The sequence below is a fragment of the Streptomyces sp. adm13(2018) genome (assembly GCF_008042145.1).
In the GTDB taxonomy this organism is placed as follows: Bacteria; Actinomycetota; Actinomycetes; order Streptomycetales; family Streptomycetaceae; genus Streptomyces.
In genome coordinates, this window is sequence record NZ_RDBH01000114.1 from 137,708 (window position 1) to 144,521 (window position 6,814).

Genomic DNA, 6,814 nt, shown 5'->3' on the forward strand with positions numbered 1-6,814 from the left:
GTCCTGATGGACCTCCAGCTGGGCGCGGGCATCGACGGCGTGGAGGCGACCCGGCGGATCTCGCCCACCGGCGTCCACGTCCTCGTCCTCACCACGTACGACACGGACGCCGACATCACCCGGGCCATCGAGGCGGGCGCCACCGGCTACCTCCTGAAGGCCGAGCGGCCCGAGGAGCTGTTCGCCGCGATCCACTCGGCCGCGCAGGGCCGCACCGCGCTCTCCCCGCCGGTCGCCAGCCGGGTCATGGACCGGATGCGGGGCGCGGCCGGCCCGAGCCTCACCGACCGGGAGCGGGACATCCTGGGCCAGCTGGGCCGCGGCCTCGGCAACCGGGASATCGCCCGGGCCCTGTTCATCAGCGAGGCGACGGTGAAGACCCACCTCGCCCGGATCTACGCGAAGCTCGGCGTCGACACCCGCGCGGGCGCGGTCGCCGTCGCGAAGGAACGCCGCCTGCTCCCGTAGGCCCCGCGGCCGTGGCCCCGGGCCGCACCCCCCTTGGGCCGTACCCCGCCCTGGCCGTACCCCTCCCGGGCCGTACGCCCAGGGCGGTCCGCGTCCCCACGCGTTCCGCGGGCATCCGGGGCCCCCGCACTGCTACTGTGCGTCTCCGTCCGACAGCAAGGTGTCACCTTCCAGGCCCCGGCCGCCCGTCCAGTGGGAGCGCACGTGAAGCTCGCGATCGTCGGTGGCGGACCCGCCGGCCTCTACCTCTCCATCCTGCTGAAGCGGCAGGACCCCGCCCACGAGATCACCGTGTACGAGCGGAACCCGGCGGGTTCCACGTACGGCTGGGGCGTCACCTACTGGGCCGGGCTCCTCGACAAGCTGCGCGCGGGCGACCCCGAGTCCGCGGCCGCCGTCGCCGAGGCGTCGGTGACCTGGACCGACGGGGTCGCCATCGTCCGTGACGAGCGGACCGTCCACCGGGGCGACGCGGGCTTCGGCATCGGACGACGGCGCATGCTGGCGCTGCTCGCCGACCGGGCCGCGGAACTAGGCGTCCGCGTGGAGTTCGAGCACGGCATCGCGGGCCCGGACGCGCCCGAGCTGGCCGACGCGGACCTGGTCGTCGCCGCCGACGGAGTGAACAGCGCCCTCCGCGAGGCCCACCCCGGGCACTTCGGCAGCGCGGTCGCGAGCGGCCGCAACCCGTACATCTGGCTCGGCACCACCAAGGTCTTCGACTCGTTCAGCTTCGCCTTCAAGGAGACCGCGCACGGCTGGATCTGGTGCTACGCCTACGGCTTCAGCGGCGAGCGCTCGACCTGTGTCGTCGAGTGCTCCCCCGAGACCTGGACCGGCCTCGGTCTCGACGGGCTCGGCGAGGCGGACAGCCTCCGGCTGCTGGAGAAGCTGTTCCACGACCTCCTCGACGGGCACGAGCTGATCGGCCGCGACCGGGCCGACGACGCCGCCCAGTGGCTGACCTTCCGCACCCTCACCAACCGGGTCTGGCACCGCGGCAACCTCGTCCTCCTCGGCGACGCGGCCCACACCACGCACTACTCGATCGGCGCGGGCACCACACTGGCCCTGGAGGACGCGCTCGCCCTCGCCGACGCCCTGCGCTCCGGCGGGGACCTCGACACCGCGCTCACCACGTACGGGAAGCGGCGCCGCGCCGAACTCGTCTCGGCCCAGAGCGCCGCCCGGTACAGCGCCCAGTGGTACGAGAACCTGCCCCGCTACATGCGCCTGGAGCCGGCCCGGATGTTCGCCCTGCTCGGCCAGCGCCACTCGCCGCTGCTCCCCCACATCCCGCCGCAGCTCTACTACCGGATCGATCGCGCCGCCGAACAACTGGAGCCGCTCCGCCGCCTCAAGCGCTGGCTGGGCCCCCGGGTGGCCAGAGCGGTCCACGGACGGCGCTGAGCCCGGGCACGGGCCCGGGGCCGACTGAGGCCGCGCGCCGCCGAGCCCGGCGCGCGCCCCGGGGCCGACCGAGCCCGGGGCCGACCGAGCCCGGGGCCGACCGAGCCCGGGCCCCGCTCAGCCCGCCGCGCCGCTCCGGCCGGAGGCCGCGGCGGGTCCTCGCGGACGGTCCTCGCGTACGGCCGGGTCCGGTGCCGTGACACCATCGGACCCGTGCTCGACATCGGCTACTCCCTCTCGCGTCGCTTCCCCGACCCGCCGCAGACCGACTACCGCCGCGCGGACGTCCACGCCCTGCGCCACGACCTGTTCTGCGGGGACGTCTACCTCGCCGACACCCGGGCGGACCGCGAGGTGTCCACAGCCTGGGGATGGGTCCCGGTGCTCGACTTCGCGTGGGCCCTGTGCGACATCGTCGAGCAGCTCGACCAGGACCCGCGCGGCAGCCGCTCCGCCACGCCGCAGTACGCCGAGCTGGACTTCACCGAGTCCTCCGACCGCATGCTCTTCGAGCGGCGCTTCGGCTGGGTCGACGTCGAGGCCGACTGGATGCCGGGCGACGAACCGCCGGTCACCTTCGACCACGCGGCGCTGCGTCGCGAGGCCCGCGACTTCCTGCACGACCTGATCGCCGACCTCACGGACATGCACGACGGCCTCGCCGACAACCCGGCCGTCTGGTCCCTCCAGGCCCGCTTCCCCCGCCTGCCCTGACCCCGGGACGGCCCCCGGGACACACAGCGGGAGTCGGCGCCGGAGCTGCGCCTGGTCCACGACCTGGCGCAGCTCCGGCGCCGACTCCCGCTTCTCCACGAGGCCGTTGACCGCGGAGGCGGCCTGCACCGTGTACCGCGCGGCCCGCAGGGCGCGCGACGTGTCGTCCATGCCGAACCCGTGGTCGCTCCCGTTCGCCGGGTCGAAGAGCGGGGTCAACCGCGCCTCGATGAACGCCGTGATCCGCTCGAAGCGCTGCGTGATGTCCGTATCCATGGATCCTTCCTACACCCCCGCGGCACCGAGCTCGGCCAGCGCCCCGTCCGTCAGCCGGTAGACCGTCCACTCGTCCTGCGGGCGGGCGCCCAGGGACTCGTAGAAGTCGATGGACGGCTTGTTCCAGTTCAGGACGGACCACTCCAGGCGCTCGTAGCCGCGCGCGACGCAGATCCGGGCCAGTTCGGTGAGCAGCGCCTTGCCGTGGCCGCCGCCGCGGGCCTCCGGGCGGACGTACAGGTCCTCCAGGTAGATGCCGTGGACACCGCGCCAGGTCGAGAAGTTGAGGAACCAGAGCGCGAAGCCCACCACCTCGCCGTCCTCGTTCTCGGCGATGTGCGCGAAGGCGGCGGGGCGGTCGCCGAAGAGGGCCTCCCGGAGCTGCTCGGGGGTGGTGCGGACCTCGTCGAGGGCCTTCTCGTACGCGGCGAGGTCACGGACGAGGGCGTGGACGACGGGAACGTCGGCGGGCGTGGCTGTACGGATCATGGGACCAGCGTGCCCCGCCGGGGCGGGTCCGGGCCAGGGGGGTCCGCGGTCGTGCCTCATAGGAGCCGGCCCGACTACGGAACCCGCGGGCGCCTCACCCCCGCGCCCCCCGCAGGATCCGCGCCACCTCCACCTGCTCCTGGTCGAGTCCCGGCTCCCCGTCCTCCACGTCCCACAGCCCGTTCTGCAGCACCCGCCCCAGCGTCCACGCCACCGCCCGCCCCCGGTCGCCGACGACCTCGGCGAGGAGGTCGAAGCGCCACAGGACGTCGGCCGGGTCGAAGCGGTCCATCAGGGCCGGCAGCAGGTCGAAGCCCGGATCGCCCGCGAGCGGCTTGGGGTCGATCGCCAGCCACGGTTCGCGCTCCGCCGCGAGGACGTTGTCGAGGTGCAGGTCCCAGTGGAGCAGCCGGTCGCCGGGCTCGCCCGCGACCTCCCGGACCGCCGCGGCGCAGTCCCGCAGCACCGCCGCGTCCTCCGCGCCGAGGCGCCCGGCCGCGTCCGGGACGTCCGCGAGCATCCCGGCCGCGATGTCGCCGAGACCCCGCATCCCCTCCGGCGCGGGCAGCGCCACCAGCCGTTCGAGCAGCCCGGCGACGACGCCCATGGCCTCCCGCGTGTCGGCGACGGAGCTCAGCGGCCGGGCCTCGTCGAGCCGTTCGAGGAGCATCGTCCCGGTGGCGGCGTCGTGGTCGAGGAGCCGGACGACTCCGCCGCCGTCCCACACGCGCAGCCCGACCGGCTCCCCCTCGGTCTCCTCGTCGAGGATCTGCATCTTCAGCGCGGCCGGCGTACCGTCCGCGGCCCGCTCCACGGGCAGGACCAGCGACGCCATGCCGTACATCGAGGGCCCGGTGACCGTGAGCCCCCACCGGTCGAGGAACTCCCCGGCCAGCCGGGGCAGTCCGGCGACGAACGCCCGCCCGGCCTCTCCGTTGTACTTCACCTGGGACGCGACGAGTTGCTCCGGTACCTGGATCACCCCACGACCCTAGACACCGGCGTCGCGCAGCGCCTCCGAGAATCGGACCGGGTCGTAGAGGGCGTCGCCGCCGGGCAGCGCCGCGCCGTCCACCAGCACGGTCGGCGTGCCGCCGACCCCGGACTCCTCGAAGGCCCGCTCGGCGTCCGCCACCCACCGCCGGTGCGTGTCCTCCCGGACGGCCCGGTCGAAGGCGGCGCTCCGCAGCCCCGCCACCCCGTCCGCGATCCGCAGCAGCTGCTCGGCGGAGAACCCGTCCCCGTGACCGTCCGCCCCGGTGTCCGGCCGGGAGGCGAAGAGCGCCGCCTGGAACAGGGCGAACCGCCCCGGACCCGCGTCCACCGACGCCCGCAGCGCGTTCGCGGCCCGTGCCGAGGCCGTACCGCCGGTCCGCTCGTCGAGGAAGGAGGCGACGACGTACTCGACCCGTACGGTGCCCGCCGCGGCCTCGTCCGCGAGGACCGTCCCGCCGCTCCCCTCGAACTTCGCGCAGTAGCCGCAGCGCGGGTCGACGTGCACCGTCACCGTGTGGGGTGCCCGCTCGTCACCGACGACGATCTTCGTACCCCGGACGGCCGCGGGCAGCTGCGCGAGCACCTCCGCGCGGTCCGCCGGAGCCGCCGCCACCACGGCGGCCGTCGCCGCCCGGTTCTGCGAACACCCCACCGCCGCAAGGCCGATGAGACCGGCCGAGACGGCCGCGGCGACCAGCCGCCGGGTCCTGCGTACGGGCATGGGGAGGTCCTTCCGGAACGACGGAATCCGTGGCGGCCGGGGCTGCGCCGGCCTCCCCCGACGCTAGGCCGGGCCCCCTCCCCGTACCGCCGGCGAAGGACCCGTATCCACGGGACCAAGGCCCCGGGTAACCTCCCGCCCACGCACCCCGGAAGAGGGATACACATGAGTACGGTCAACGGCGGCATCTCGTTCTGGTACGCGCAGGACGGCGCCCCCGCCCCCCGCGAACCGCTCCCCGGCGACACCAGCGCCGACGTCTGCATCGTCGGCGGCGGCTACACGGGACTGTGGACCGCCTACTACCTCAAGAAGGCCGTCCCCTTCCTCAACATCACCGTCCTGGAGGCGAAGTTCTGCGGCTACGGCGCCTCCGGCCGCAACGGCGGCTGGCTCTACAACGGCATCGCGGGCCGCGACCGCTACGCCGCGCTCCACGGCCACGAGGCCGCCGTCCGCCTCCAGCAGGCCATGAACGCCACCGTCACCGAGGTCGTCGACGTCTGCGAGCAGGAGAAGATCGACGCCGACGTGCACCGGGGCGGCGTCCTCGAAGTGGCGCTCTCCCCCGCCCAGCTCGCCCGCCTCAAGGAGTTCCACGCCGCCGAGATCGCGTACGGCGAGACCGACCGCGAGCTGTACGGGGCCCGCGAGACCTCCGCACGCGTCCGCGTCACCGGCGCCGTCGGCTCCTCCTGGACCCCGCACGGCGCCCGCCTCCACCCGGTGAAACTGGTCAAGGGCCTCGCCGCTTCCGTCGAGGCCCTCGGCGTCACGATCCACGAGTCGACCCCGGTCACCGAGATCAGGCCGAAGCACGCCGTCACCCCGTACGGCACGGTCCGCGCCCCGTACGTCCTGCGCTGTACCGAGGGCTTCACCGCCTCCCTCGCCGGCCAGCGCCGCACCTGGCTCCCGATGAACTCCTCGATGATCGCGACCGAGCCGCTCACCGACGCCCAGTGGGAGTCGATCGGCTGGGCGGGCCGCGAGACGCTCGGCGACATGGCGCACGCCTACATGTACGCCCAGCGCACCGCCGACGGCCGCATCGCCCTGGGCGGCCGGGGAGTCCCGTACCGCTTCGGCTCGAAGACCGACAACGACGGCCGCACCCAGCCGCAGACCATCGAGGCCCTGCGCGAGATCCTGGTCCGCTTCTTCCCACAGCTGGCGGGGGTACGGGTGGACCACGCCTGGTCCGGCGTCCTCGGCGTCCCCCGCGACTGGTGCGCCACGGTGACCCTCGACCGCTCGACGGGCCTCGGCTGGGCCGGCGGCTACGTCGGCTCGGGCGTCGCCACCGCGAACCTCGCCGCCCGGACCCTGCGCGACCTCGTCCAGCAGGACTCGGGCCAGTCGGGCACGACCGAACTCACGGCCCTGCCGTGGGTGAACCACAAGGTCCGCAAGTGGGAGCCGGAGCCGCTGCGCTGGCTGGGAGTCCAGACGATGTACGCGGCGTTCCGGGGCGCGGACCGCCGCGAGGCGACGGGCCACACGGCGGCGACGGACCGGGTGGCGATCTTGGCGAACCGTTTGAGCGGCCGCTGAGAGGGCCGAGGCGGGGGGAGGAGGAGGACAGGGGGCTGGGAGTCCAGACGATGTACGCGGCGTTCCGGGGCGCGGACCGCCGCGAGGCGACGGGCCACACGGCGGCGACGGACCGGGTGGCGATCTTGGCGAACCGTTTGAGCGGCCGCTGAGAGGGCCGAGGCGGGGGGAGGAGGAGGACAGGGG

Annotated in this window: 7 protein-coding genes; 4 read left to right on the forward strand and 3 right to left on the reverse strand. The window is 74.4% G+C overall.

Annotated features, from left to right (window positions below):
* From EAO70_RS12775 to EAO70_RS12785, 3 genes are all read left to right on the forward strand, one after another.
* Window positions 1–468 (forward strand): LuxR C-terminal-related transcriptional regulator (locus EAO70_RS12775; RefSeq protein WP_148003454.1); only part of this gene is annotated, 468 nt, incomplete at its 5' end.
* A 204-nt stretch (window positions 469–672) separates the two neighbouring features.
* Window positions 673–1,878: an FAD-dependent monooxygenase gene (locus EAO70_RS12780; protein WP_148003127.1), complete on the forward strand. Its 1,206-nt coding sequence runs from the start codon at window positions 673–675 to the stop codon at window positions 1,876–1,878.
* A 213-nt stretch (window positions 1,879–2,091) separates the two neighbouring features.
* Window positions 2,092–2,592: a hypothetical protein gene (locus EAO70_RS12785; protein ID WP_148003128.1), complete on the forward strand. Its 501-nt coding sequence runs from the start codon at window positions 2,092–2,094 to the stop codon at window positions 2,590–2,592.
* A gap of 285 nt (window positions 2,593–2,877) precedes the next feature.
* On the opposite strand, the gene EAO70_RS12795 is transcribed toward EAO70_RS12785, so the two are convergent.
* The 3 genes from EAO70_RS12795 to EAO70_RS12805 all read right to left on the reverse strand — a co-directional run bounded on the left by EAO70_RS12795 (window position 2,878) and on the right by EAO70_RS12805 (window position 5,074).
* Window positions 2,878–3,357 carry a GNAT family N-acetyltransferase gene (locus EAO70_RS12795; protein WP_148003129.1) on the reverse strand — a complete coding sequence of 160 codons (480 nt, stop codon included), beginning with the start codon at window positions 3,355–3,357 and terminating at the stop codon, window positions 2,878–2,880.
* Window positions 3,358–3,451: 94 nt separating this feature from the next.
* Entirely contained in the window at window positions 3,452–4,339 is an 888-nt protein-coding gene (locus EAO70_RS12800; protein ID WP_148003130.1) for an aminoglycoside phosphotransferase family protein, read from the reverse strand.
* A 9-nt stretch (window positions 4,340–4,348) separates the two neighbouring features.
* The gene (locus EAO70_RS12805; protein WP_148003131.1) at window positions 4,349–5,074 is read right to left on the reverse strand and encodes a DsbA family protein; all 726 of its coding nucleotides are present in this window, start codon (window positions 5,072–5,074) and stop codon (window positions 4,349–4,351) included.
* 165 nt (window positions 5,075–5,239) lie between these two features.
* Here EAO70_RS12805 and EAO70_RS12810 point away from each other — a divergent pair, with 165 nt between their 5' ends.
* A complete protein-coding gene (locus tag EAO70_RS12810; RefSeq protein WP_148003132.1) occupies window positions 5,240–6,628 on the forward strand; it encodes an NAD(P)/FAD-dependent oxidoreductase in 1,389 nt (462 codons plus the stop codon).
* Window positions 6,629–6,814 lie beyond the last annotated feature (186 nt).